The organism is Streptomyces sp. DG2A-72, assembly GCF_030499575.1.
Classification (GTDB): domain Bacteria; phylum Actinomycetota; class Actinomycetes; order Streptomycetales; family Streptomycetaceae; genus Streptomyces.
Genome location: NZ_JASTLC010000001.1, coordinates 5,325,527 through 5,349,174, shown reverse-complemented (window position 1 = coordinate 5,349,174; position 23,648 = coordinate 5,325,527). Strand labels below are relative to the sequence as shown.

Sequence of the window (23,648 nt, the reverse complement as noted above, 5' to 3'; positions counted from 1 at the left end):
GGAGGAGCAGACGCCATCAGGATCGCCCGGCCCGAGCAGCACTGGGCCGGGTACCGCAAGACTCCGGATTGGAAGGTGGTCCCCGGTCACGCAGCCGCGATCCCCGCACTCCCTTCTGCAGGGCTGGTAGCGGAAACAGAAGGTCGGCAGAGCATGAGGGCCGACAGATGGTGTTGAATTTCCTTCGGGGCCCTGGTGCCGTACGGCATCGGGGCCCCTCGACGCGTTGCACTACGAGGTGACATGACAGCAGATACCCCTCTCAGTGGTCGTCTGGACGACGACGACTACCCCGCCTACACGATGGGGCGGGCCGCCGAGATGCTCGGCACCACCCCGGCATTCCTACGAGCCATCGGTGAGGCTCGTCTGATCACTCCGCTGCGCTCGGAGGGCGGACACCGCCGGTACTCCCGCTACCAACTCCGGATCGCCGCGCGCGCCCGCGAACTCGTCGACAAGGGCACCCCGATCGAGGCCGCTTGCCGCATCGTCATCCTTGAGGACCAGCTTGAGGAAGCGCAGCGCATCAACGCCGAGTACCGCCGCCGTGCCGGGCACCAAGCACCCGACAGTTCCGGTTGATCACGTGGCCCGCAGGCAACGCGGGCGCGACACTCATCTTCCCCCCAGGTCAGCTGCCTAGAGAGTTGTTGGGGAGCCCGCGGGGGTGAACGCCCCGGACGAGGTGTCCGGGGCGTCCGCGCCGCGGTGGCCGCTTTCCCTTACACCGCGGCGATGCCCTCCATGCCGGACTCGGCGAAGGCGGGCAGTCCGGTGGCGGTGGTGACCTTGGTGAGGGAGCCGTTCCTGCCGATGCGGAAGCCGTCGACCGTGCCGGAGACGGCGTTCTGCACGTAGAGGAACTTCTCGTCCTGTGTCACCGCCAGGTCGATGACGCCCTGGGACTTGGCCGACGGGGGCGTGGCAATGCCGACGTCGTTGGTGAGCGCGAGCCGGCCGCGGGCGTCGGTGCGGTAGCCGGTGACGGTGGAGTTGCCGGTGTTGCCGCCGTAGAAGAAGTCGCCGGCGCGTTCCAGCCAGCACAGCGTGTCCTGGCCGTTGGCCAGCGGTCGCTGGACCACCTTGAGGTGGCCGTCGGCGCGCACCTTGTACGTGCTGACCGTCGACTTCTCGGCCTCGGCCACCAGCATCCGGCCGCCGTTGCCGAAGGTGATCGCGAACGGCACGCCCCCGGCGGAGTCGTTGACGACCGGCCGGGGTGCGGGGCGACCGTCGCGGCGTATCGGGAAGACCTCGATGGTGCCCGCGGACTTCGTGGTCACGGCCAGGGCCCGCCCGTCCGGGGTGAAGGCGACCTGGCCGGGCGAGCTGGAGAACAGCGGGACCTTGTCGTTGTCCAGGCCCAGGGAGCGGTGCGCGTCGCGCAGTGGCTTCAGTCCCCTGGCAGTGATCCGGAAGCCCTGGACACTGCCGGCGCCGCCCGCGTTCATGACGTAGGCGAGGTTCCCGTGCACAGCGATGGACGCCGGGAAGTCGCCGCCGGAGTCGACCACCTGGCGGCGCGTCAGCTTCTGCCCCTGGACCTGGAAGGAGGTCACGGTGCCGCTGCCCGCGTTGACCGCCAGCAGCAGTCCCGACTTCTCGTCGTAGACCAGGGAGCCCTGTGAGGCGAGGGAGTCGGTGGGGGCGTCGACCTGGTCGCCGCCCTTGCCGCCGGTGGCGTAGCGGCCGGCGGCGCTCAGCGTGCCGTCCTTGCCGCGCTTGAAGGCGTGGATGGTGTTGCCGTCGAGTTCGTTGCCCTGGACGAACACGGCGTGGTCCGCCCCGGCCTTCACCGGCTGCGCGGCCCGACCGCCGGGCTCGCCCGCCGAGGCGACGGTCACCGTCGCGACCGCCGCCGCGGCGGCGACGATGCCGGCCCCGGCCGTCCACAGCCGGACCTGCAGCGGGGACCTGCGCCTGGTGTGCCTGCTCATGTGCCGCTCCTCGGAGCTCGGGCCGCCACCGCGGGCCGGCGGCGGACGGGACCAGAGTTGCCCGTGGGGCGAACGGGGGAGAGCGGTTTCGCGGCCGCGTCAGGCTCTCGTAAGGACTCATCACAGCAAGGATCTTGACCTGGATGCCGTGTCGCAGTCGGGTCGGATCACGCGGAAGAGATCCGCGGCGGCGTGGACGTCGGTGAGGTCGTCGATGGAGCGGAGGTTGTCGCAGCGGGCGTGCAGGGCGGAGTCGGATGCGGCGACGCGTGGGGTGCCGACGGCTATGCCGAAGAGGCGGAAGTCCAGGAGGTGCTTGGCGTCGTTCCAGTCGCGCATCCACTGCTCGGTGACGCCGCAGTCGTCGTCGGTGAGGATCACGATGTCGCCGCGTGTGCGGGTGGCGTCGTTGAACTCGTCCCGCAGGAGTTCCGAGGCGGCTGTCAGGGGGCGCTGGTAGCTGGTGCCGCCGCCCAGGAAGGTCTCCGCGAAGTCGAGGGTCCGGGTGATGTCGGCGGGTCGGCCGGGCCGGCCGGGAAGCGGAAGATCCTCCGCGCTGGGCGGTTCGTTGCTGGCCGTGATGGCTCCGATCAGGGGGCAGCGGATCGGCTCGCCGCCGCTCTCGGGGTGGTGGATCCGCTCGTTGAGGTAGCCCAGCGTCTCGTTCAGCGCCGCCGTGGAGCACTTGAAGATCTCGTCGATGAACGCGATGTGCGCGGTCGTGGCGCGGCCGTCGTAGACCTGCCGGTACTCACCCCGGGCCAGCGCGGCGACGTCGATGGGGCCGAACATCCTTGTCGGCGCGGTGAACTTCGACAGGAGGATCTCCCAGTACGACGCCCCCTCGACCCTGCCGGTCAGCTCCCGGGCCATCTCCGACTTCGCCGTTCCGGCGATCCCCGGTGCACGCGGTGAGCTGGCCGGTCAGCCGGGGAAACGTGGCCGCGGAGGAGGCCGCCGACCGGCTCGGCATCACCGAGGACCAGCTGGCGCGCGGCGGCTACACCGTGCACACCACCTTCGACCTGGCGCTCCAGGACGCCACCACCGCGCTGGTGAAGAACCTCAAGGGCCGTAAGGGCACCCGGCTGCACACCGCCGTCGTGGCGATCGAGCCCGGTGACGTGGCGGTGCGGCTGCTGTACGGGGGGTTGTGAACAGGTGTCGTTCGACGGCACGTGAGCGTGTTCTGGCGCGCATGAGTGAGCCTGCGGGTAGTGGCGGGCACGCTTCCCAGGCGGGGAACGTGACGGGATAGTTCGAGACTTATGGCGCCGCCCCGAACGGTCAGTCGCCAAGGGTCCGCAGACCTCGGGGTCGGCGTCTCCCAGGCCGGGCAGCTGATCACCCGCCGTGTCTCGCGGTCCCGGGGCGGCCTCGCTCGACGGCTCAGAAGCCCGAGGTGTCTACCCGGTCACAGCACTAGCCGGTGAACCCGTCCCGCACGGCGTTGAAGACGGGGCGGTAGGTGTCCCATCGGGCGTCCGGGGCCGATACGTAGATGTCGTACTCCCGGCCGCCCGCGGGGCCGTAGCCGAGGTCGATGGCGCGGAAGGCGCGGGCGCGGCCGTGGAAGGTGAACTCCCACACCGCGGCCGGCTGGTCCCGGAACGTCGTCTTCTGCATGCGGAGCCTGCGGTACGTCGTCGGGTAGTTGACCTTGGTGTTCGCCTCGATGTCCTTGAAGTGCTCCACGGGGTGCGAGCCGGCGGGGTCGACCATGCCGATGGCGATGCTGGCCAGGCCGGTCGGGTCGACATACGTGACTCCGTCGCCCGTGGCCTGCTTCTGCTTCCAGCCGTCCGGCACGGGGAAGGAGACGCCGAGTTGCTTGGCATGGACCAGGCGGTAGCCGTCGGGGACGGGCGAGGGCGTGGCCGCCGGTGCGCTGGAGGCGGCGCCGGTCCGCCGGGCGTCCGGCGTGCGGTCGTCGTTCGACGTGACGTAGAGGGTGCCGCCCACGGCCGCCGCGGCCAGGACGGTCGCCACCGGCACGAGGACGCGCGAGGCCCGCTTGCGGCCCCGAACGCCTGCTTCCGGTGGCGGTGGCGGTGGCGGGGTCGGCGTGGTCGGGGACGTCGGGGACGTCCGTGCCGTGTCCGGGTCGCCGACCGGCCCCTCCTGGGCGACGGCGCTCGGCACCGTGGCCGTCGGCCCGCCGGACCAGGTGGCCCGCAGGGCTCGTTCCGTCTGTTCCGCCGTGGGCCGGTCCTCGGGGTTCCGGGACAGCAGGATCTCGATGAGCGGTTCCAGCGGACCGGCCTGCCGCATCGGCTCGAACGGCTCGACGGCGATGGCGTACGCGGTCTCCATGGGGGTGTCGCGGCGGTACGGCGGACGTCCCTCGACCGCCTGGTACAGCGTCGCGCCCAGCGACCACAGGTCGGAGGACGGGCCGGGCTTCTGGCCGCGGATCCGCTCCGGGGCCATGAAGTCGATGGAGCCGACCATCTCCCCGGTCTGCGTGAGCGTCGACGTCCCGGCGGTCTGCGCGATGCCGAAGTCGGTCAGGACGACCCGGCCCCCGGCGCCCAGCAGGACGTTGCCGGGCTTGATGTCGCGGTGCAGGACACCGGCGGCGTGCGCGGCCCGTACGGCGGCGATCATGCCGAGGCCGATCCGCGCCACCTCCTCGGGCGGCAGGGTCCGGCCGCCCTTGAGGATGTCGCCGAGGGTGGGCGCGGGGACGTACTCCATGACGATGCAGGGCCGGCCGTCGTCCTCGACGACGTCGTGCACGACGACCACGTTGGGGTGGACGACCCGGGCGGCGCTGCGCGCCTCGCGGCGGGTGCGCTCGTACAGCGTGGCGACCTCGGCGTCGGACAGCTGCGGCTGCGTGTGGAGCTGCTTGAGCGCGACCTGCCGGGCGAGCACCTCGTCCTCGGCCCGCCACACCGTGCCCATGCCGCCGCGGCCGATGCGCTCGACGAGCCGGTACCGCCCGGCGACGAGCCGCCCCTCGTCCGACACAGCCTTCTCCTCCGCCTGCTCAGCCCTCTCGCCACTTAGCCATGCACACTAACCGACTTTGTCAACATCTCTGCCGCCGCGATCACCGGGCCGGGTACCGACGTCAGCTGCCGACGTGCCCCGGGGATTGCGCTGTGAGCGCCTTCACACACAGCACCTCCACCGCCCGGATCACCTCCTCCACCGTGTGCCCCGGCGGTGGGTCGAGCAGCGCCCCGTGCAGTTGCGCCTCCACGCCCTGCACCAGGAGGATCGCGGTCAGGTCGGGGGCGGGGCCGCCGACGCCGAGACGGCGCAGGTGGAACTCGACCTCGGCGGCGATGACCCGTTGGACTTCGCGCAGTTGGGCGGTGGCCTCCGCCGGACGCGGGGCCTGGTCGTACAGCAGCCGGTGCATCCGGGGCCGGTCCAGGTGGAGGGCGGCCAGGGCGTGCACGAGGACGTGCACACAGTCAGGAAGCGGCGGCCGGTCGCGGCGCAACTCCTCGATGACATCCGCGAGTTCGGCGAGCAGATGCTCCACGTGCCGCTCTCCGATGGCGTACAGCAACGCGTCCTTGTTCGGGAAGTACTGGTAGAGGGACCCGATGGACACCCCCGCACGCTCGGCGATCCGGTTCGTGGTCGCCTTCGCGTAGCCGTCCCGCTGGAAAAGCTGAGCAGCGGCCTCCACGATGGCGTCGTAGGTCTCCCGGGACCGCTCCTGACGTGGCCTCTTGCGGGGTGTGGCGGGTGGGGGCACGGCCCGTCCAATGCGAGTTGTCGGTGCTGAGGATTGCTCACATTCTAGGAGGATGTTCACCTTCGACGTCGCTCCCGCCGCGCTCTTCGAGGAGCGTGCCCGCCAGTTCACCGCCTGGGGCATTCCCGCCCGGACCGTCGCCCGGGCGCGGGACGGGATCACCGACATGTGGGGTACGGGCCCGGGCGGCTGGGTGCCGGTCTGGGGGCAGTTGGCCCGGGAGGCGGAGGCGGCAGGGCAGTGGCTGCGCGCGGCGCATCTGTGGGGCGCGGCCCGCTTCCCGGCGCTGGCCACACCCGAACGGCACGAGGCGTACGAGCGTCAGCACGCCGCCTACGCGAGGGCGACCGCCGGTCCCCGGCTGCCGGTTCGCTTCGCGCGCGGGACCATGGAGGTGCCGCTGGACGGCGGGACGGTACGCCTCCCCGTCCATCTCATGGCACGCCGCCGGTCGCGCCGCCCCGGGGTGCTGATGCTCTCCGGCGGAGTCGACACGTGGAAGGTGGAGTTGCACCGCATGGCCGTGGCGACGGCGCTGGCGACGGGCCTGCTCGTGGTCTGCGTCGACATGCCCGGCACCGGTGAGGCACCCGGGCCGCTGGCACCGGACGCCGACCGCCTGCTGTCCGGGCTCGTCGCCGAGATACGGCGGTGGCGCCCGGGTGAACCCGTGGCCTACCTGGGTCTGAGCTTCGGCGGCCACTGGGCGGTCAAACTCGCCGTCCGCGGTGTGGTCGACGCGGCGGTGGACATCGGCGGGCCGACCGGCGCCGCCGGACCCGAGGAGCCGATCGACGTGCTCGGTCTCCCGTGCGGCATGCCGGGCATCCTGGGCAACGCCCTGGGCCTGGAGAGCCTCCCGGAAGCAGCCGAGATCGACGGCATGCTGGACGCGTTCTCGCTGCGCCGCCAGGGACTGCTGGGTCCGGGCGCGGACAGCGGCGTACCCCTGCTGGCCGCGAACGGCGCGCACGACCAGTTCATACCGCGCGCCGACACCACGCGGCTGGCCGACCGCCCCGGCACCACGGTGTGGATCGTGCCCGGAGCGACCCACTGCGCGGCCGAACACATCCGTCCACTGCTGGCAGCCTGTTGGGCCTGGCTGCTGACCCGGCCGGCCTTCCGCCGCGGCCACGGCCGTGCCCGCCTCCGTCAGGTGGCGGCGGGCACGTGACGCGCGGGAAGTATCGCGTGGTCGGACCCCTCGAGTTCCTCACGTACGGCGACTCCGGGCACTTGGACGCGGAGAAGATCGCCGCCATTCCGGTACTCGCGGCCCGGGCTTCGGCCAACTGCTCGTGGACCTCGGTGTCCGTGTGGCACACGCCGGGACGGCGTGCGACCGGGCAGACAACTGATCCAGCACGGGACACCGCAGCCCTGCCCTGGAACACTTCGCGGAAGGTCTGCGAACCATGACGCCCTGCGCCCCCTGGGCCGCTGGAGGCGCGGTGGCCGAGCCTGTCCGTGTGCGCAGACTGGTGCGCCGGGGCATCCTCGCGGGAAGAGGTGAAGAGCCCGGAACGGTCTGCCGTAAGCACCGCTTCCGGCAGACCGTCGTCGTGTCTACTCGATGTCATGACACGGACGAGGTTTTCCAGGCGCGGCGCCTTGCGCGCGGGCGCGGCGGCCGGTGGGCTCGCCCTGGCGGCGGGCGCGGCGGGCGGGACGACAGCGCACGCGCGGAGCGGCAGGCGCGGCACGACGACGTTCGTTGTCGTCACCGGGGCCAGCGGCACCCCGGGCGGCATCGACGCGCTGTCGTTGCGCGGGCACCGCACCGTCGGGGTGAGCCTGCCGGGGCACGGCGCCACGGACGCCCAGTTCGCCCTCGACTACCAGTGCCCGCAGGATCTTCGGTCGCTGGCCACCAGGCCGTCGCCGATGGCGGGGGTGGGCCTGGACGCGTACACCGAGGCGGCCGTCCAAGTGGTCCGTACGGTCGCCGAGTTCGGCCCGGTCGTGCTGTACGGCGGCAGCATGGGCGGCGCGACGCTGAACCGGGTCGGCAACGCGGTGCCCCAGCTGATCGACCGGATCGTCTACGACACCGCATTCTGCTGCGTGGATCTGGCCTGCCCGGAGGACTATCTGGCCACCCCGGAGGGGTCGACGAGCCTGGCCGGCAACCTCGCCGCCCTGGTGGTCGCCGACCCCGCGGCCATCGGCGCGGTACGGATCAACTACCGCACCGCAGACCCCGAGGCACTGGCCGGGCTCAAGGAGCTGATGCTGGCCGACGCGAGCGACGCCGAGTTCCACGCGATGCTCGCCTACCTGCAGCCCGACGAGTCGCTGACCGTCGGCAACGAGAACTCCCAGGTCCAGGCCGACACTTGGGGCCGTATCCCCCGCACGTTCATCCGTCACACCGAGGACCGGATGATCCCACTCGCCCTGCAGGACCGGATGATCGCCGAGGCCGACCGGCTGACCCCGCGCAACCCCTTCGACGTGCACACCGTGCACGCCGGACACACCGCGACCGCCGAGCAGTTCCGGCAGATCGTCGACATCCTGGACCGGCTGCCGGGGATCACTACATCTTCAGAATTTCAGTAACTCTGAATCTTAGTCCGATACATAAATAATCGCCGCTGGCCAATATTCCCCCGAATGCCCGATGCCTTGCACCCTGGGACGCTCGTTAGGTGGACGTGACTTGGGAGGAAAGGCATGCAGAAGAGGCTCACCCGCACTGCTCGGACCTGTTCGAGGACTTCCTTGAAGCGATCAGCAGCATCAAAAGTGAATATCTGCGGGCTACGCTGGACGGGCTTGACACCGCCACCACAGTCCCCGCTCCAGCCCGAGGCTCACACTCTGGATGAAACGTCCTGAGCCGGAGGAAGGAGTGATCAATGGACAGGATTCAGGACGAGAACCTGCTCTATGCGGTGACGACCCAGAAGCCTGAGGACACTCAGCCGCTCGAGGCCGAGCACCTGTGGCAGCTCTCCGACCCCGGGATCCCGTCGGACGGCTGGGATCTGGACCAAGAGCTGGCGCAGATGCTCAGTACGACGCCCAGCGTGGATCCCGTCCCTCCCCCGCTGGACAGCCACCGGCGCCCACGCCGTCCGGTGAATCGACGCCGGCCCCGTCCGGGGGTTCAGCTCTTCACCGGAAATCCGCGGGTGATCACCGTTGCGATCTTGGTGGCCATAATCACCATGTGTGCGGTGACGATGCTGTACTGGTCGATCTCCTATTCATATGACCAACTGCGCACCATTGCCCTGCTGGTGGTGTCCGAGAATTTGGCGCAATGGTGGCCGCTCACCGTGTACGGGCCGTGGCTGGTGGCCGGTTTATCGATCTTGCGGGCATCCGTTCAGCACCGCACCGCCCGGCGGTCCTGGGTGGTGATGCTGATCTCCTCCGGCACGGCGGTCGCCCTGTGCATCGGCCAGTCCCCGCATTCTCTGCTCGCGATGGTCATCGTCGGGATTCCGCCGATCACCGCCCTGGTCTGTTTCCGTGAACTCGTCGGCCAGTTCTCGTCCCGGGGACCCAAGCACGCCGCCGACACCTTGAAGGGGCCCAAGCAGACACGGCCGTAGCCGCACCGGCGGGCGGGCCCCGCGCCCGCCTGCGTGCCTGCCCGCCCGCCTGCCCGCCCGCCCCCCGCGCGTCAGCTCCGCTGGAAGAACTCCACCTCCGCCAGGGCCAGATGACGGCCCTGGGCGAGTCCGACGGCGGAACGCAGCACCAGCCGCACCTTCCGCACATCGCTGTACCCGGTGGCGATCGTCTGGTCGCCCGGCTTGTCGCTGAGGGTGAGTTCCTTCTTGTGCGTGGTGCCGTCCTCCGCCGTCACCTCCAGGTCCACCTGGAGCGCGCGCGCCTGGAGGGCGTACTTCTGCGGCTCCTTGGACGCGCCGTTGGTGATGATCACGTCGACCAGCCGGAACGGCTTGCGGAAGGTGTACGTCACCGAGGCACCCGTCGCGGGCGCGCCCCAGTAGCGGTTGCTCAGCCCGTCCGTGGTGTTCTTCGCCGGGTGCCCCGGCACCGATGCGCTCGCCTCGGTGCTGGCCGGCGTCACGGGCTTGGCCTTGCCCAGCTTGTCCCGGGTGTCCTCGATCAGGGCGCGTCCGGCCGGCATCAGCAGGAAGCCGCCCGCGCACAGCGCCAGCACCACGAGCAGGATCACCAGGAACCGCGTCATCCCGCCCGAACTCGCCCGCACCCGGCGCCGGAACGGCCACACGGTCCGCCACCACGGCAGCGGCGCGGCCTTCGCCGTGGGCTTCAACTCGGCGGCACAGCGTCGGCAGAACCGGCGCTCCGGCAGATTCGGCGTGCCACACGCCGGACAGGGCACTCCCGCCCCTTCGTCCGGCGCGGCCACGGGCCGTACGACGGGACGCGCGGCCACGGGCTTCGCGGGGCGGACGGGCACGATGGCGTCCGGGTCCGGTGACTCGGAGGCGGCGGGGGTGCGGGGGCGGGGGATGCTCTGGGCGGGTGGAGCGGGTGCCGTTGGAGGAACGGGTGGGGTGGCGGGGGGAGCGTCGTCGGTGCGGCGGGGCTCGTCGGCGCCGGTCGTTTCACTGGTGGAGCCGCCGGTCGGTTCGGCCGGCGGCTCACCGCTGGGGTCAGCGGTCGTCCCGTTCGTGGGCGAGCCGTGCGCCGGGGCGGCGGGCCCGGTGCGGACCTCGTCCGGCCCGGACCGAGCTGGGGAGTTCCTGGGCTCGTCCTGGCCGGGGTCGGTAGTGGGGGCCGTGTCGGCGCCGGAGCCGGTGTCCGCGGGCTGCGTCGTGCTCGGCCTCCCCGGCTCGCCGCGGCCGATGCCGGTCAGCCGGGCGCGGAACGACGAGGGGCGGGGAGGTGCGGCGGACTCGGGCTCGCCCGGCGGGGGTGAGGCGGGCGCGGGTGCCGGAGGCTCCGGGGGTGCGGCGGGCTCCGGCGGTGCGGTCGGCGGCGACTGCTCCGGTGGCGTCGGTGAGGGTGCGCTCGGGGTCGGAGCAGCCGGTTCCGACCAGCCCAAGTACGCGCCGCAGTTGCCGCAGAAGTCGTCCGTCGAGCCGTTGGACGCCCCGCACGCGGGACATGCACGCATGGCGTCACCTCCCTTCGTCGGCGGGCGGGCCGGGGAGGACCTCCACCCGGAATGCCGTGTGCACCGGGCACATGACCCGGACGATCTCGCGGACCCTGACCGGGTCCACCCGCGCCTCGCGGCCCGGCCAGACCCGGACCAGGATCTCGGCGGCGGGCGGGGGCGGCAGCTCGGTGCCCGCGGTGTTCGACCACCACGAACCACCGTCGCCGGTCACGTCGCAGTGCGCGCCGAGCGCGAGACGCAGGGCCTCGGACAGGCCGCGTCTCGTGCCGCGCCACCGGTGCAGCTCCACCGCACGGACGACCGCCTCGCGGCGCAGCTCCACGGGCCACTGGGGGTCGTCGGCGGCGCCCACCCACGACGCCAGCCAGGCCAGGAAGTCGACGGGGGCGACCCGGGGGTCGAGGTACGCGGTCAGGTTGTCGAGGGTCGCGAACACCGGGGCGAGGACGGTGTCGAGGCCGGCGGTGAAGCGCTGCGCGAAGTCGTCGTTGGCGTACAGCGCGGGCAGTTGCTCACCGATGGGGAAGCGGCTCGGCAGGCCGGGTACGGCGGCGCGGCTCATCCCCGCACCTCCGGCTCTACGGCGGTATCGGCCACGGCATCCCCGCTCATCCCCGTCCCTCCCCGTCCATCGCCGTCACGACCACCTGGTGCTGGTAGGAGAAGACGAGCGCGCCCGCGGCCACGTCGATGCGGTCTGCCGGGGCGCCGCGGCGGCCGGTGATGGGATCGGCGGGGAACAGGCGGATCTCCTCGACGAGGGCGTTGCCGGTGGCGCGTTGGAGGATGCCGAAGATCTCGCCGTACTGGACGGGTCGGCCGAAGGGCCAGCCGGTGCCGTCCGGGCCGCCGCTCAGCGGGTTGAGGTGGCGGAACAGGGCGTCGAGGGCGGCGTCGCGGACGCGGTCGGTGTCGGTGGCGGCCGTCGCGAGCCGGGCGACCACGGTGACGCCCTGGTAGACGGGCGGCTCGACGACGAGGCGGGTGCCGATGAGGCGGCGTTCGTCGAGGCTCGAGGTGATGGCCTCCAGCACCTGGTCGGAGGGGATCAGCTGCTCGAAGCGGAGGCGGTCGTCGCCCTCGTCGGCCACGGCGTCCGGGACGACGAGGACCCGTACAGCGCCCGGTTCCTCGGCCGCGGCCAGACAGCGGACCCGGCGTACCGAGGGCGCGGCCTGGCGGCTGATGATCTCGTAGTCCTCGGCGGTCACGGCGCGCTCCTGCATGCGCAGCACTTCCGGCGCCCGCAGCTTGGCGTTCTCCACCGTCTCGCCCGCGACACCGCCGCGTGCCGCCTCCCGGTTGGTGACCTGGGCGATGTACGGAACGGAGCTGAGCAGCACGGAGATCGCGCCGCGGGCGACGTTGCCCGCGAGGCCGCCGCCGGTGCGGTAGCGGGCCACGCGTATCTGGGCACCCTTGGGCGGTACGGCGCCGCACTGCCGCAGCGTGCCGTCCGGTTCGCGCAGCACCGGCGGGAAGGCGAACTCCCCGTTGGTGGCGTCCACGCGGACGTGCCGGTCGGCGGGGCCGGAGCGGCCGAAGTGGTCGACCACGTCCCAGCGTTGCCAGCCCTCGGCCGAGGACACCTCCACCACCGGGGGCTCGCCGTCGAGGAGGACCGGCGGGCGGCCGAGCCGGAACGTCTGTCCCGCGACGCCCTCCGAGGTGCCGAGCGGTACGCCGGTCACGGTCTCGGCGTGCTCGACGGACATGGTGCCGCCGACGGTGAACACCTCCGCCTCGCGCACCGTCGGGGACTCCGAGTAGAACGGCTGCCCCGGCTCCGCCTCGGTGACCCGGCAGCGCAGCCAGCCGGCCCGGGTCCCGCCGATCACCGACGCGGTGTGCCCGGCCGGTACGTGCACGGTGACCTCGCCGGGGCGGTTCAGACCGCCGGTGGTGTCCGTGCTGGTCTCGCACAGCTGCCAGCCGCCGCCGTCCCAGGCCTCCCACACCAGCGGGGGCTGGCGCGGGTCCACGCCGACGCCCTCGACGCGGCTGTCCAGGCGCACCGCGACGATGCACCGCGGCACCGCCGTCGGCAGGCCGAACAGCAGCGCGTCGCCCGGCTCCGGTGCGGCCTGGAAGCAGGGGATGTCGTGGCCTTCGGTGAGCGTGCCGGTCATGTCGGTCTGCTCACCGGTCCTGGGCGCGGTCACCAGGCGGGTCAACTCGCTGGGCACGATGCGCAGTTCGTCCGTGGTCGCGAACACCACGGGCTCGTCGCTCTCGCCGCCCGCGGTGGTCACCTCGGTGCCGGCGGGCAGCGCGACGGTGTCGGGCTGCGGCGCCGACAGCCAGAAGTCGACATCGGCCGAGGCGGCGGCGGGCGGGAACAGGCTGATGCCCAGCAGGTCCAGGAACGCGGTGTAGTTCTTGTCCGGGACGCGGTTCAGCCGGTACAGCAGCTGGTCCACCATGTAGGCGAACGTCTCGATCAGGGTGACGCCCGGGTCGGAGACGTTGTGGTCGGTCCACTCCGGCGTGCGCTGCTGCACATACCGCTTCGCCTCGTCGACGAGTTGCTGGAACCGTCGGTCGTCCAGGTTGGGGGAGGGCAGGGCCATCAGTCCGCGACCAATTCCTCGGCCCCCTCCTCGGAGGGGATCGTGTAGAAGGGAAAGACCAGGTTGCGCCGGTCGTTGGTGGAGCGCAGGGTGTAGTGCACGTCGATGTAGAGGGTGCCGTCCTCGATGGCGTCGAAGGCGACGATCACGTCCTCCACCGCGATGCGCGGCTCCCACCGCTCCAGGGCCTCGCGCACCTGCTGCGCGATACGTCCGGCGGTGGCGCCGTCGCCGGGGGCGAAGACGTAGTCGTGGATGCCGCAGCCGAACTCGGGGCGCATGGGGCGCTCGCCCGGCGCGGTGCCGAGCACCAGCCGGATCGCCTCCTCGATCTCCCGCTCCCGCTCGACCATGGCGATCCCCCCGGTCGGCCCGACCCGCAGCGGAAACCCCCACCCACGGCCGATGAACCGCTCGCTCATCACGCACCTCCGGTCGGGACGTTCGGGGCGCCGGGCAGAACCACGGCGCCGCACGTGAGGTGCCTGCCCCGAAGCCGGAGCAGAGAGCCACGCCGAATGAACCGCTCGCTCATCACACGCCCCCGGTCACGACGTTCAAGCTGCCAGGCAGAACCACGGCGCCGAACGTGAGGTGCACGCCCCTCAGCCGGAACAGACAGCCACTCCGAATGAACCGCTCGCTCATCACACGCCCCCGGTCACGACGTTCGGGACGCCGGGCAGAACCACGGCGCCGCACGTGAGGTGCACGCCCCGAAGCCGGAGCAGAGAGCCACGCCGAATGAACCACACGCTCATCACACGCCCCCGATCAGGAAGTTCGGGGCACCCGGCAGAACCACGCCGCCGCACGCGGGATACCCGCCCCGCAGCCGGAACAGACAGCCACTCCGAATGAACCGCTCGCTCATCACACGCCCCCCGATCACGACGTTCAAGCTGCCGGGCAGGGTCGGAGCGCCGCTCATCACACGCCCCCGATCAGGACGTTCGGGGCGCCTATCACGATCATCGCGCCGCACGTGGACTGGTCGCGCTGGCGGGCGGCCGGCAGGCCGCCGATGAGAACCTGGCCCTTGGCGAGCGAGCTCGGGTCGGGCTTGATCACGTTGGCCGGTCCGAGGAGCGCGTGTGGCGGGATCGGGCAGACGACGAGGCTGCCCACGACGGCGGCGGGCTTGCCGCCGATCCACACGGTCGCCACCGACCTGGCGGCGGCGGGCGGCGGGGTGCCGACCGTGCCGCCGTGGCTGGTCTGGTCACCGGTACGTGCAGCCATGGGCATGCGGTCCTCCTTGGGAAGGTGAAGGTCGGGGGTCAGTTGATCTTGATCATCTTGGCCTTGAGGATGCCGAGCAGGCCGCCGTCGACGGTGACCCCCGTGCGGCCGGTGACGTTCACGCTCGTGCCGCTGATGTCCACCTTGCGGCCGCCGACCGTCACCCCGACCCTGCCCTGGATGTCCACGTTCCGGCCGGACACGCTCACGTCGCCCTGCCGCGCGTCCAGGGTGATGCCCTTCTTGTCCAGCAGGACGGAGGTGAGGGGGCGGACGCCGCCCTTGCCGGCGTACACCGTCAGCTCGATCTGGCCCCGCCGTTGGTCGACCTTTATTTCGAGACGCTCGTCGGCGGATGCGAGCCTGAGCCCGGACTGGCCCGGTGCCCTCGTGTCCAGCAGCTCCAGCCGGTGCCCCGAACGCAACACGATGGAGCGGCGGTTGACCTTGCCCGTCGTCTTGTCGATCAGCGGGTCCTTGTGGGGCGAGGGCCTGTCGACGCCGTTGTAGAGCCCGCCGATGACGTACGGGCTGTCCAGCAGGCCCTGTTCGAAGCCGACCAGGACCTCGTCGTTGACCTCGGGGCTGACGACGCCTCCGCCGCCCTTGCCGCCCCACTGCACGGTGCGCACCCAGTCGGTGGTGTACGTGTCGTCCAGCCAGGGGAACTTCAGCTTCACCCCGCCGCTCTGGGCGCCGCCCGGCTCGCGGACGTCCGTCACCACGCCGATCGCCAGGCCCGGAATGCGCGGGCCGCGGGACGGTGCGTTGGCGCCGGTCACCAGGCCGGTCAGGGAGCGGTCGGGGCTGGCGCTGACCCACACCGTCGTGCGGTATCCGCCGTCCGGTTCGAGGATGTGCTGCACCGCGGTCGCCGTGTACTTGCCGGAGAACGCCTGCCCGACGTTGCCGAGCGCCACGGGCTTGCCGGCCCGCAGCAGGGGGTTGCCCTCGGCCACCACCTCCAGCTCGCCGAAGCCCGCGCTGACCTGGTCGGCCACCGCGTCCGCGACCGCCTTCGTCTCGGCCTGAGTGCGGTACGGGGTGTCGGTGACGGTCAGCTTCGACGCCTTGCCGAACCGGGCGGCGAGCGCCGGACTCAGACCCGGCACCAGCGTGTCGCTGTTCACCGACGGCATCCTGGCGACCAGCGGCCGCTTCGTGGTGACGTCCCAGCCGCGCACCTCCACCTGCTGCGCACCGTCGGCGGCCGACAGGGAGGCCCGTAGCGCCAGCAGGTTGCGGCCGTACTCCAGCACCATCGGGTTCTTGGCGGCCGAGGTCGACGGCGCGGGCGCGCCGGCCGCCTTCGTCGGCTTGGTGAACTGCAGCAGCCCCTTGTCGTCGACACGGACCTGCGCGCCGCTCTCGGCGGCCAGAAACTGCAGGAAGTCCCAGTCGGACACGTTCGCCTGGGAGAGCTGCTGGTAGGTGACCGGCGCGGCCTGCACGGTGCCGCAGGCCAGCCCGGCCCCGGCGGCCACCTTGCGGACGATCGCCGACGCGGTCATGTTCCGGTACGCCACCACCTTCCGGCCCCGCTGCAGTCGGTGTGCCTTCGAATAGGCGCGCACCACCGTGAACGAGCCCGTGCGGTCCCGGTCCACCTCCAGCGCGGTCACCTCACCGTTGAACAGCCGCTCCCGGGCCTGCCCGGTCACGGTCATCACCGAGACCTTGAGCGGGGTGCCGATGGTGATGCCGGTCTTCTTCAGGAACTCGTGGTCGGGGTCGCGGAAGGTGAGCACCGCCGCGTCCGGCAGGCCCACGTTCTCGTCGACCACACAGCTCACCAGCTGGGCGGCCCAGACCGGCGGAAGCTCGCTCGGCGCCTCCACGATGGGGTCCGCCGCGAAGGACCGGCCGTCCCGTGCCCCGCCTGTCACTGTTCCTCCTCAGCGCCCGCGTCGCTCAGTGCCGGCACCACGAGTTCGGTTCCGGGCATGAGCGTCATCGGGTCGTCGATGTCGTTCGCCTCCGCGATGACCCGCCAGGCCGTCGCGTCGCCGTATTCCTGCCAGGCCAGCAGCGCCAGGCTGTCGCCCGCCACGACGGTGTGCGTGCTGCGGGCGGTGCGCGCGCCGGACGTGGGGTTCTGGCCCGCCGGGCCGACGCTCGCCTCCTCGATCGACAGCTGGCAGGTGGCCCGCAGCGGCTTGCCGTCCACGTCGAACAGCGTGTACGACACGGACAGGCTGGAGAGCACCCCGTCGAACGAGGTGGTCCGCGCCCTGCCCCACTCGAACCGCACCCACGGGCTGGCCGGCTTCTTGCGGCCCAGGCTGGCCGGTGTCGGCACACAGGCCTTCATCAGCTTCTCCACCGCCTGCTCCACGGAGTTGTCGTGCTTGGCGGTGGCGTCCAGGAACACCTCGAGGCTCAGCGTGCGCGGGCCGCTGCCGACGAACTCGGGCAGCGCCGACTCCGCGGCCATCCGGGACGGCGTGCGCCGCCACTCGGTGGTCTTGCTCAGCTCCAGGGTGGAGGGGTTGAACTGGAGGTTGATCCGCGCGAGCGTCCCGCCGGGCTTCGCGCCGACCGAGGCAGGGGGCTCCTTCAGGGTGAGCTGAGCCCTGGCCCGACTGGTGCGGGACGCTTTGGACATGCCAGGTCTTCCTTTCCGGGACGATCACATCGGCGGCGGGCGGTTCATGAGAATGGGTCAGGAAGGGCTCAGCCCCTCATGGGCGATCTCCAGCGTCTCCACCGCCGCCTCCGAGTTGCTGGGGTCGAAGGACGGGCCCTGCCAGCGCACCGGCACGATCCCGAACACCTGCCAGCTGATGATCCGGGTGAGGTCCGGTTTCAGCGCCACGATCTCGCCGTCCTTGGGCTCCACCCGCTTCAGCGTCTCGTCGAGCCAGCGGGCGATCTTCGCCGTGTCCTTGGTGACCGGCCGGGTGAGTGTGATGTTCGACCAGGTCACCCGCCCGGGCAGGTTGTGGGTGAAGCCGTTGTTGCCGCCCTCGGCGTAGGACTCGATCTCGACCTCGGCACCCATGCCGGAGCAGGTGTGGAAGGCGCCCAGGTCGTTGCCGCCGATCACGAGCTTGAAGAACACGCTCGTCGCGAAGATGTTGTCCGTCATTCGTCCGTCATCCGTTCCGTGCCGGGCTCTCAGCGGCGTCCGTCGTAGGGGCGGCCTGTACGTTCCCGTCCACGCCGCAGCTCGGTACGCAGCAACCGGGCCACCGGGTCGATCAGGCGGCGCGCCAGCTCGTCCAGGTCCATGCCGGGGTCCTGCGGTGTCTGCGCACGGTGGGCCGTGCGCTTGGCGGAGGCGGTCGGGTCGGCGGCGGGCTTCTCGGAGCCCGTGGAAACCGGCCGCGAACGGCCGTTCCCCGGCCGGGGCTTGGCCGGTTCGGCGAGATCACCGGCTGCGGAGACCGGCTGCCGATGGCGCGTCGGGAGCGCCTTGTCCATACTCCCCGGGAGTGCGGGGGTTGCCGCGCCGCCGGTCCTGCCGCCCGGCGCGGCGGTCCGGAGCTGGATCACGGGTACGTTCCCCGCCGACGCCGACGCCGGCGGAACCGCCGGGCGGTCCGCGAGCGGCGGCGTCTGCGGGGCGGTCACCGGCAGGGACCGCGCGGGGGTGGCGGCGGCCGGGCTGGGCACCCCGTGCGTCTCACTGTGGTGCGGCGCAAGCTGTACGACGGGGACGCGCTGGACTGCGGCGGAGGAACCGGTCGTTCGTGCGCCCGAGTTCTGCGACCCGGGGTGCGGGGTCGAGGCAGGCTGGACCTGCGGGGCCGCCGGTCCGGGGCCCGGGGTCGCGGACCGTTGCACATGAGGCGTCGCCGGGGTCGCCGAGGACGGGCCCGGCGTCGGGTGTGCGGGTGTCCCGGTGCCGCCCTGGCCCTGGGGGGCAGCCGGGTCGCCCGGCCAGCGCATCGGCACCACGGGACGGTTGCCGGAGCGGGTGGCGGTGGGCTGTGCGGCGCCTTCCGGGGCCCGGGTGCTCAGGGTGAGCGGGCGCGCGGGCAGCAGTTGGAGGGTGCGGGGTGCCGCCGGGGCGGAGGGCGCTCCGGAGCCGGTCAAGGTGAGGGGGCGCGGGTCGGCTGTGCCGGGGGTCCGGGCGGTGCCTGCGGTGCCGTGGGTGCGGGGTGCCGCCGGGGCAGTGGGCCGGTCCGCGGCCGGGGCCCGTGTGGTGCCGTGGGTGCGGGGCGCCGCCTGCACGGAGGGTGCCGTGGAACCGGTCACGGGGAGAGGACGCGGGTTGGCCGCGCCGGGGGTCCCGGCGCGGGGTGCCGCCGGGGCAGTGGGCCGGTCGGCGGCCGGGGTCCGGGCGTCCGGAGTGCCTTCGGCCGGGGCGCGGGCCACCACGACCGGGCCCGGGGCGCCCGGAGTCGAGGGCTGTTGCACGCCGGGGCGTGGGGCGTTCCCGGCCGGGGGTGCGGGAGTTGTCGGGGCTGCCGCGCTCATGGGGCCTTCCGACGCGGTGGACGCGGACGGCGTCACCAGGGGCGTGGCGGGTCCGGTGCCGTGGTCCGTGGGGTGGCCGGGTGACGTGGAGTCCCCGGTGGCGGAGGGGTTCGTGACGCGGCGCTGGACGTCGACCGACCCCAGCAGTGGCGCGTCCGTTCCGCTCTCCCCGCGCGCGGGGAGAGCGGTCTCGGCGGGCGTACGGTCACGGCCCGGCGCGTTTGCGGAGCTGCGGTCGTCGTGGCGGGCCGGAGCGCGCTGGATGTCCGGGCCGGGCGCGAGCGGTGCGGTCTCGGCGGGCGTACGGTCGCGGCCCGGTGCGTTTGCGGAGCTGCGGTCGTCGTGGCGGGCCGGAGCGCGCTGGATGTCCGGACGGGAAGCGCGGGCGCCGGACGAGGTGGAACCGGGTGCGTCGGCGCTCGGCGGCAGCGCGGGAAGCGGCGCCCCCAGGCCACCACGCGCGCGTGCCCCGGACCGACCCGCGTCGGACGTCCGGCGCGGCGCGGGGCCCTCCTGAGCCGCGCCCTGCACACCGCCGTCCGACGTGCCGCCGCCTTCCGTCTGCCGCTGCACGACGGGAAGCGCGGGACCGGACGCGGATCCGGTGCCTGACGCGGGGCGCGGTGCCGGTGTGCCCTCCGCCAACGGTGTTGCCGTGGACGGCAGTTCACTCATCGGAGCGCCAAGAGGAGCGCGGCTGCCCGTGCGTGTGGCGGCACGCTGTACGGGCGCCGTCGTCCCGGCCGCCGGTGCGGAGGGAGCGTCGGACGCGTCAGGGGCTGGGCGGGTGTCGGGGGCGGCCGGTCGCAGGGCGGGGACGCGGCGCGCGGGTCCGGACTGGCGCCGGGCGACGGTCAGACGGGGCCCCACCGGCCGGAGCTGGACGGCCGGTCCGGAAGTCGTACGCCCTCCCGAACCTCCCGGCGACCGGGACGACCGGGATGCGCTCCCGGAGTCCGACCCGGGCACACCGGAACGGCCCCCAGCCGCGTCGGCCGTCGCACCCGGGACCACCGCAACCCGTCGTACCAGCGGAATCTCGCGCGAGACGGCCGAACGGCCGGTGTCGGTAGGCGTCACGGCAGGGGCCGTGCCCGGCTCCGCAGCCCGTTGGACAGCGGGAGCCGACGAGGAGAGTACGGCGGGAGAATCCGCGGACGTGATGCCACGGGTGCGCGGAGCGTCGGCCGAACGTCCCTGCCCTGCACCGCTGTTGTCGCCGGAACGCTGAACCACGGGCCCGGCCCCGGCGGGCGCCGAGCGGGACGTCGTACCGGAAGAGCCAGAACCGGACGAACCCGAACCCGAAGCCTGCCCCCCGCCGCCCAGGTCCCCCGCATCCGGCGAACCCCCGAGCGCCCCATCCGCCCCCTCCGGCCGCACCGCCCGAAGCAGTAGCGGCCCCCCACCAGTACGGGTCGGCCGGGGAGCGGCCGGGCTGGTGACCCCGCGGACCAGGCCGTTCGGAGCCGTCGGCAGCAGGGCGTGGCCGAGGCCGTTGTCGAAGGACGGGTTCTGCCAGGAGGCCAGGCCCGCGCGGAAGGCGAGGCCGTCGCTCACGCCGAGCGGGGCACGGGCCACGGTGAGGGTCGGCGGCGCGGTACGGCGCCAGCCGCCGTCCCAGTCGCCGGGCAGGGAAGAGCCGGAGGCACCGGACGTCCCCCCGCCGTCACCCGACGGACCCGGTACAGACCCCGACGAATCGCCGGAGCCCTCCGTACGCCGCGGGCGACCCGCGGTGTCCGCTCCGGCGGCCCGGCGGCGCAGCCTGTCCCGCCATGCCATGTGCTCAACCGCCTTCGTTCATGCGGGTGTTGATACGGGCGATCTCGGCCACCCACTGCTGGCGTTCGCCGTGGGTCAGGTCGAGGATCTCCTCGCGTTGCCAGTGGAAGTGATAGGCGATGTACGCGATCTCCTCCCGGAGCCGGGGAAGGGCGTACGTCACGATTCCCCCAGGCGCCCACCCGAGAGGTCGACCTCGAAGCCGCCCTCGCAGTGCGGGCAGGTGACCGCCGCGCGGGTGTGGCCCTCGCTGTTGACGCGGCGGTAGAAGTCCTGGAGGAACGCCACGTCGGTGGCGTACATCCGCTCCACGATCCCGGCGTGCACATCGGTGATGTTGCCGAGCCGGGTGATCACCTGGCTCAGCAGCACCACGCTCAGGTACGCCGGGTTCTCCTTGACCCGCAGGTCGATCTGGGGCCGCAGTTCGTCGCGGGCGGTGGCCAGGCGCATCGAGCCGTGCCGGTGCACCGTGCCCTCGTCGTCGACGTACCCGCGCGGCAGTTCGAACTCGAACTCGGTGCGCAGCCCGTGGTCCTCGCGGCGCGGCGGGGCGGCGGCCGGGGTGGCCGCCGCCTGCTCCGACGCCTGGGCGGGCGCCGTCGCCTGGAGGATCTCGTCCAGGTTGCCCGCCGTCACCGTTCGGCGCCTCATTCGACGACGATCTCCTCGAACGTGATCGTGACGGACTCGGTGGCCGGCGACGACTCGCCCGCCTTCAGCGAGGGGCCCTCCCACTTGGAGGCCCAGCCCTGCATCAGCTGGATACGGCGGACCGTGTTGCCCTCGGAGTCCTTGATCTCGATGGTCAGGTTCTGCCGCGCGGTGTTGACGGCGCCGTTGTTCAGCGTCTCCTTGATCCACTTGGTGAACTCGCTGCTCTGGTCGAGTCCCCGGGTGATCGTGATCTCACCGGCCTGGCGCGCGCCGGGCTGCTTGCGGATGATCTGCTTGCCCTGGTCGCTGACCTGCTTGACCTCGACGACCTCCTCCTCGACGGTCAGTCCGCTGATCTCCTGGATCGACTCGACCAGGTAGCCGCCGAGCTGCACGCCGAAGACGTGGGTGGAAAGAGCATCGCCCGTTGCCATGACTGTCTGTCACCTTTCCTTGAGGACCCGGCGGGTCACTCGTCGATGAGGCTGGTGCTGTCGGAGAACTGGGCCAGCCGGAAGACCACGAACTCGGCCGGCTTGACCGGCGAGACACCGATCTCGCAGACGACCCGGCCCTGGTCGATGGACTCCTGCGGGTTGTTGTCGCGGTCGCACTTCACGTAGAACGCCTCTTCGGCGGTACGGCCGAACAGCGCGCCCCGGCGCCATTCCTCCTGGAGGAACGCCGTGACGTTGCGGCGGATGCTCGCCCACAGCCGGTCGTCGTTGGGCTCGAAGACCACCCACTGGGTGCCCAGGAGGATGGACTCCTCCAGGTAGTTGAACAGGCGGCGCACGTTGAGGTAGCGCCAGGCCGGGTCGGAGGAGAGGGTGCGGGCACCCCAGATCCGGATGCCGCGGCCGGGGAAGGCCCGGACACAGTTCACGCCGATCGGGTTCAGCAGGTCCTGCTCGCCCTTGCTGAGCCGGATCTCCAGGTCGACCGCGCCGCGGATGACCTCGTTGGCGGGCGCCTTGTGCACACCGCGCTCGCCGTCGCTGCGCGCCCACACACCGGCGACGTGACCGCTCGGCGGGACGGTGGTGTTGCGGCCGAGGGCCGGGTCGAAGACCCGCACCCACGGGTAGTAGAGGGTGGCGTAGCGGGAGTCGTAGCCCGCCTCGTCGTTGCGCCAGGTGCGCACCTGCTGGGCGGAGAGTCCGGGCGGGGCGTCGAGGACGGCGACCCGGTCGCCCATCTGCTCGCAGTGCGAGATCACGGCGAGCTGTACGGTGCGCACGCCCTCGGCGTCGATGTCGCCGCGCTGGTAGGCGCTCATCAGGTCCGGCACCGCGACCATGGTGATCTCGTCGATGGTCTCCAGGCCGCCGAAGCCGGTGCGGGCCGCGGAGTCGCCGACGTACTCGGCGGGGTTGAGGCGGGCCACCTCGCCGGCGCCGTTCGTGGCGGGGACGCCCGGGGCGTCGGGGACGGCCAGGGTCTGCGTGGCGGGCTTGGTCTGGGTGGCGCCGCGCTGCTCGGTGACCTCGATCAGCTTGGAGGCGCGGGCCTGGTTGACCAGGTAGCCCTTGACGTTCTTGCGGGTGGAGGCCTCGTACGTCTCCACGACCTCGTCGCCCCTGCGGACCAGCAGCTTGAAGCGGTCCTCCGGCGGGTTCTCACCGCCCGCGTCGGCGACCTCCACCGACACCCCGGTCACGCCGGCCTTGGCCGCGACCAGGAAGCCGCCCAGCTCCACCGGCTCCGCGACCCTGGCGTCCCGCTTGCCCCGGGCGCCGTTCGCCGACGGGGCGGAGGCGTCCTCGGCGGAACCGCCGATGCGCACCACGTACGCGGCGCCGCCGCCGTTGGAGAAGTACCCGTAGACCGCGTGGGCCAGGTAGGTGCCCTCGGTGAAGCCACCGAACTCCTGGGTGTACTGGTCCCAGCTGGTGACCAGCGTCGGCGCGTGGAAGGGTCCGCGCTCGGCGAACCCGACGAACGCGGCGACGGCGGTGCCGACCCCTTCGATCGGTCGAGCACCGGACTGCACCTCCTCCACGTATACGCCCGGGGTGAGGTACGTCGGCATGTTCGCTCCTTAGCGTCCTTGCTTGTCACCTGTGTCCAGGCCGAGTCTGCGGGGGCGGGTGGGGCGGGTGACAGGGACCGGGGGACCCGGTCGGGGGCAGGCCCGCTGCCTTTCCGTACCTCCCGCACGGACCGGCCGGACATCACCCGCCTTTGCACTCACACTGCCCGTGCGGACCTGGACGCCCCGTCGACCCGCACGTTCCAATGGG

The 23,648-nt window shown here is 72.3% G+C and carries 22 protein-coding genes and 2 pseudogenes; 6 read left to right on the top strand and 18 right to left on the bottom strand.

Translation table 11 applies throughout. The features are described 5' to 3' along the window. Positions 1-243 precede the first annotated feature (243 nt). Positions 244-585, top strand: coding sequence for a MerR family transcriptional regulator (locus tag QQY66_RS25540; RefSeq protein ID WP_301982640.1), 342 nt, complete (start codon positions 244-246; stop codon positions 583-585). A gap of 140 nt (positions 586-725) precedes the next feature. On the opposite strand, the gene QQY66_RS25535 is transcribed toward QQY66_RS25540, so the two are convergent. From QQY66_RS25535 to QQY66_RS25525, 3 genes and pseudogenes are all read right to left on the bottom strand, one after another. Continuing rightward, positions 726-1,940, bottom strand: a complete 1,215-nt coding sequence (locus QQY66_RS25535) for a beta-propeller fold lactonase family protein (protein ID WP_301982639.1) — start codon at positions 1,938-1,940, stop codon at positions 726-728. A 120-nt stretch (positions 1,941-2,060) separates the two neighbouring features. Further along, positions 2,061-2,465: pseudogene (locus QQY66_RS25530) on the bottom strand (hypothetical protein); the annotation flags it as partial. Positions 2,466-2,504: 39 nt separating this feature from the next. Beyond that, positions 2,505-2,831, bottom strand: a pseudogene (locus tag QQY66_RS25525) (AAA family ATPase); the annotation flags it as partial. 20 nt (positions 2,832-2,851) lie between these two features. Here QQY66_RS25525 and QQY66_RS25520 point away from each other — a divergent pair. Then, positions 2,852-3,097, top strand: coding sequence for a hypothetical protein (locus tag QQY66_RS25520; protein WP_301982638.1), 246 nt, complete (start codon positions 2,852-2,854; stop codon positions 3,095-3,097). Between the two features lie 265 nt (positions 3,098-3,362). Here QQY66_RS25520 and QQY66_RS25515 read toward each other — a convergent pair whose 3' ends face one another. Beyond that, positions 3,363-4,913 (bottom strand): serine/threonine-protein kinase, encoded by a 1,551-nt coding sequence (locus QQY66_RS25515; protein WP_301982637.1) that lies wholly within the window; start codon positions 4,911-4,913, stop codon positions 3,363-3,365. 103 nt (positions 4,914-5,016) lie between these two features. Further along, positions 5,017-5,655 (bottom strand): TetR/AcrR family transcriptional regulator, encoded by a 639-nt coding sequence (locus QQY66_RS25510; protein ID WP_301982636.1) that lies wholly within the window; start codon positions 5,653-5,655, stop codon positions 5,017-5,019. A gap of 52 nt (positions 5,656-5,707) precedes the next feature. On the opposite strand from QQY66_RS25510, the gene QQY66_RS25505 reads away from it, so the two are divergent. The 4 genes from QQY66_RS25505 (at position 5,708) to QQY66_RS25490 (ending at position 9,221) form a co-directional block, all read left to right on the top strand. After that, a complete protein-coding gene (locus tag QQY66_RS25505) occupies positions 5,708-6,832 on the top strand; it encodes an alpha/beta hydrolase (protein WP_301982635.1) in 1,125 nt (374 codons plus the stop codon). 17 nt (positions 6,833-6,849) lie between these two features. Continuing rightward, positions 6,850-7,077 (top strand): hypothetical protein, encoded by a 228-nt coding sequence (locus QQY66_RS25500; protein ID WP_301982634.1) that lies wholly within the window; start codon positions 6,850-6,852, stop codon positions 7,075-7,077. Positions 7,078-7,236: 159 nt separating this feature from the next. Beyond that, positions 7,237-8,220: an alpha/beta fold hydrolase gene (locus QQY66_RS25495; protein WP_301982632.1), complete on the top strand. Its 984-nt coding sequence runs from the start codon at positions 7,237-7,239 to the stop codon at positions 8,218-8,220. Positions 8,221-8,519: 299 nt separating this feature from the next. Next, complete coding sequence (locus QQY66_RS25490) at positions 8,520-9,221, top strand: DUF2637 domain-containing protein (protein WP_301982631.1); 702 nt, start codon at positions 8,520-8,522, stop codon at positions 9,219-9,221. A 71-nt stretch (positions 9,222-9,292) separates the two neighbouring features. Here QQY66_RS25490 and QQY66_RS25485 read toward each other — a convergent pair whose 3' ends face one another. The 13 genes from QQY66_RS25485 to QQY66_RS25425 form a co-directional block, all read right to left on the bottom strand. Next, positions 9,293-10,723 (bottom strand): zinc ribbon domain-containing protein, encoded by a 1,431-nt coding sequence (locus tag QQY66_RS25485; RefSeq protein ID WP_301982630.1) that lies wholly within the window; start codon positions 10,721-10,723, stop codon positions 9,293-9,295. Between the two features lie 4 nt (positions 10,724-10,727). Beyond that, positions 10,728-11,291, bottom strand: coding sequence for a phage tail protein (locus QQY66_RS25480; RefSeq protein ID WP_301982629.1), 564 nt, complete (start codon positions 11,289-11,291; stop codon positions 10,728-10,730). 46 nt (positions 11,292-11,337) lie between these two features. Further along, entirely contained in the window at positions 11,338-13,299 is a 1,962-nt protein-coding gene (locus tag QQY66_RS25475) for a putative baseplate assembly protein (RefSeq protein WP_301982628.1), read from the bottom strand. Then, the gene (locus QQY66_RS25470; protein WP_301982627.1) at positions 13,299-13,721 is read right to left on the bottom strand and encodes a GPW/gp25 family protein; all 423 of its coding nucleotides are present in this window, start codon (positions 13,719-13,721) and stop codon (positions 13,299-13,301) included. Before QQY66_RS25470 ends, QQY66_RS25475 begins: the two co-directional genes overlap by 1 nt. Positions 13,722-14,229: 508 nt before the next feature. Further along, on the bottom strand, positions 14,230-14,547 hold the full coding sequence (locus QQY66_RS25465) for a PAAR domain-containing protein (protein ID WP_301982626.1): 318 nt from the start codon (positions 14,545-14,547) through the stop codon (positions 14,230-14,232). A gap of 32 nt (positions 14,548-14,579) precedes the next feature. Next, complete coding sequence (locus tag QQY66_RS25460; RefSeq protein ID WP_301982625.1) at positions 14,580-16,427, bottom strand: VgrG-related protein; 1,848 nt, start codon at positions 16,425-16,427, stop codon at positions 14,580-14,582. Beyond that, complete coding sequence (locus QQY66_RS25455) at positions 16,424-17,146, bottom strand: LysM peptidoglycan-binding domain-containing protein (RefSeq protein WP_301982624.1); 723 nt, start codon at positions 17,144-17,146, stop codon at positions 16,424-16,426. Before QQY66_RS25455 ends, QQY66_RS25460 begins: the two co-directional genes overlap by 4 nt. Positions 17,147-17,203: 57 nt before the next feature. Continuing rightward, positions 17,204-17,629 (bottom strand): phage tail protein, encoded by a 426-nt coding sequence (locus QQY66_RS25450; protein ID WP_301982623.1) that lies wholly within the window; start codon positions 17,627-17,629, stop codon positions 17,204-17,206. 29 nt (positions 17,630-17,658) lie between these two features. Then, entirely contained in the window at positions 17,659-20,748 is a 3,090-nt protein-coding gene (locus tag QQY66_RS25445; protein ID WP_301982622.1) for a hypothetical protein, read from the bottom strand. A 4-nt stretch (positions 20,749-20,752) separates the two neighbouring features. Continuing rightward, positions 20,753-20,911 carry a DUF6760 family protein gene (locus QQY66_RS25440; RefSeq protein ID WP_163014002.1) on the bottom strand — a complete coding sequence of 53 codons (159 nt, stop codon included), beginning with the start codon at positions 20,909-20,911 and terminating at the stop codon, positions 20,753-20,755. Then, on the bottom strand, positions 20,908-21,402 hold the full coding sequence (locus QQY66_RS25435; protein ID WP_301982621.1) for a hypothetical protein: 495 nt from the start codon (positions 21,400-21,402) through the stop codon (positions 20,908-20,910). Before QQY66_RS25435 ends, QQY66_RS25440 begins: the two co-directional genes overlap by 4 nt. After that, positions 21,399-21,839: a phage tail protein gene (locus QQY66_RS25430; protein WP_210585236.1), complete on the bottom strand. Its 441-nt coding sequence runs from the start codon at positions 21,837-21,839 to the stop codon at positions 21,399-21,401. The genes QQY66_RS25435 and QQY66_RS25430 overlap by 4 nt, the downstream gene beginning before the upstream one ends. Positions 21,840-21,874: 35 nt before the next feature. Next, on the bottom strand, positions 21,875-23,437 hold the full coding sequence (locus QQY66_RS25425) for a phage tail sheath family protein (RefSeq protein ID WP_301982620.1): 1,563 nt from the start codon (positions 23,435-23,437) through the stop codon (positions 21,875-21,877). Positions 23,438-23,648 lie beyond the last annotated feature (211 nt).